We start from the raw sequence: 1,750 nt of genomic DNA, 5'->3' as shown, positions 1-1,750 counted from the left end.
CATCAATATTATCCTGCCACTTGTTCTGCCGATGACTATGGCGTTTGTCGTGTTCAGTGCAGTGGCTTATTGGAATGAGTGGTTCAACGTATTGATCTACATCCGTGATAAAAAAATGTGGACATTGCAGTTTCAGTTAAGGGACATACTGGTTAGCGCACAGTTGATTGATTCGGAGATGGAAAAGTCACTAATCAGCGACGAGACGATAATTCATCCGAATAATTTGAAAATGGCTGCGTTAATGCTGACGATTTTACCCATTATTATCGTGTATCCTTTCGTTCAAAAGTATTTCATTCATGGTCAACTTGTAGGAGCAGTGAAAGGTTAAGAGTTCATACTTTATTATGAATGAGGTGGATTTACATGTTCAACAAGTTGAAACGGCGACAATGGGTATCCGTGCTTTTGTTTGTTTGCCTACTAGCCAATTCCTTTTCATGGCCAGGCTCCTTCTCTGTTGTCAATGCGGCAGTAGCCGACAGTTTGCTGCTTAATGGAGACTTCGAACAACAAGGTACCAACGGGAAGCCCCTCAGTTGGTCTGCGTTCCAAGCCGCAAGTGTGTTCGAGTCCGTGAGCAGTCCGGTCTATAGCGGCAATCTTAGCGTAAAACTTACTAGCAAAGGCGCAAATGGAGTGCGAAGCACTAAGATTCCCGTCACAGTAGGCAACATATACACGGCGACCCTTCACTCCTTTAATGAAAGCGGAGCATCTTCTCTATATTTGGAGTTTTGGAATAGCAGCAATGTACGGATTGCCGTCAAAACACAGGATAATCTTGAGCGAGGTACATGGATACAACAGAAACTGATGATGCAGGCGCCAGTCGGTGCCGTAACGGCTACGATCCTGCAGTATCAGGGTGCTGCGAATACAGGCGTCACTTATATTGACGATGCGGCCTTCGTGATGTCTACACCGGTCAGCACCCCTTTTGCCGGTTTGAAATTGTCAAGTCTTTCACCTGGTGTAACGGAAAGCACATACGGTGATGCCAGGATAATTGAGAGCACGGGTCCGGACCAATTCGCCGTGTTCGAGCTTCCCGTAGAACTGGCCGGGCAATATGAGGTGAGAATCGAGGGAGGAACTAACGCGGCCGGAGGTATAGCGGACGTATCATTGGACGGCAACTCCATCGGAACGATGAATTTCTATGGGAACAGCGGAGGAGATACGCTGCCGATCGCCAAGACGTTGCATCTGTCCTCCGGCATTCGTGAATTGAAGCTGGTATCGAAGGTTAAGCAAGCTGAGTCTGAAGGGTGGCGTCTTGGGCCCAAGAGGATTACACTCACGCTTAAGCAATTCGATAATGTATTAGAAAGTATTTCGCTCCGATTAACATCCGGAAAATCAAAGCTTGCCGTAGGGGATACGGATTCCATTACGGTGAACGGGAAGATGACCGATGGTGGATTAGGGGATTTGGCCACAGCACAAATTGTTTACGAATCCGGCAATACCAATACGGTCACGGTCGACGGAGCGGGCAAGCTGACGGCTGTCGGCGAGGGCAGTACGAACATTAAGGTCACGGTGACTAAGGATGGAGTTACTCGCAACGCATTCATTCCGGTTAGAATGATAAGCGCGGCGGGTAAAGCGGATAATATCCTTTTTAACGGAGGTTTGGAGAAAGCGACTAACGGCAAGCCGGATGGTTGGGTCAGCTATAACAATGATTCCGTATTTGCGACCGTTAACAACCTGGTTCATTCTGGGAGCAATAGTGTCAAAC

The 1,750-nt window shown here is 47.7% G+C and carries 1 protein-coding gene and 1 pseudogene; both read left to right on the top strand.

Annotated features, from left to right (window positions below):
- Positions 1–334, top strand: a pseudogene (locus AC1DWB_RS34650) (carbohydrate ABC transporter permease); the annotation flags it as partial.
- A gap of 35 nt (positions 335–369) precedes the next feature.
- A partial coding sequence (locus AC1DWB_RS34645) for an Ig-like domain-containing protein (RefSeq protein WP_477545610.1) occupies positions 370–1,750 on the top strand: 1,381 nt, incomplete at its 3' end.

The sequence above is a fragment of the Paenibacillus sp. P4_E11 genome (assembly GCF_056401635.1).
Note: the sequence above shows the minus strand (reverse complement) of the source record. Positions and strands in the feature narration are given on the sequence as shown.